The sequence below is a fragment of the Streptomyces sp. NRRL F-5126 genome (assembly GCF_000721265.1).
GTDB lineage: Bacteria > Actinomycetota > Actinomycetes > Streptomycetales > Streptomycetaceae > Streptomyces.
Map to the genome: position 1 here is coordinate 1 of NZ_JOFZ01000079.1, position 451 is coordinate 451.

The 451-nt window shown below is 68.7% G+C and carries 1 protein-coding gene; it reads left to right on the forward strand.

Features of this window, described 5'->3' with window-relative positions:
* On the forward strand, window positions 1-451 hold a 451-nt coding region (locus IH48_RS33965; RefSeq protein ID WP_037844115.1), incomplete at both ends, for a polyketide synthase dehydratase domain-containing protein.

Genomic DNA, 451 nt, shown 5'->3' on the forward strand with positions numbered 1-451 from the left:
CCTCTCCACCCAGACTCACCCCTGGCTCACCGACCACGCCATCACCGACACCCCACTCCTCCCCGGCACCGCCTTCGTCGACCTCGCCCTACACACCGGCCACCACACCGGACACCCCCACCTCGAAGAACTCACCCTCCACACAGCCTTGCTCCTAAACAGCCATCCTCTCGATCTCCAAGCCACCCTCACCCCACCCCACGACGGACACCGCACCCTCACCATCCGCACCCGCCCCCACACCACCACACCCGACGACACCACCCCCTGGACCACCCACGCCACCGCCACCCTCACCAACACCACACCAGCAGACCCGGGGGTCGACCTGAGCGAATGGCCGCCGGCCAACGCCACGGCGATCGACGTGGACGACGCCTACCCTGTGCTGGCCGAGCACGGCTACACCTACGGCCCCACCTTCCAGGGCCTCACCGCCGCATGGCACGAC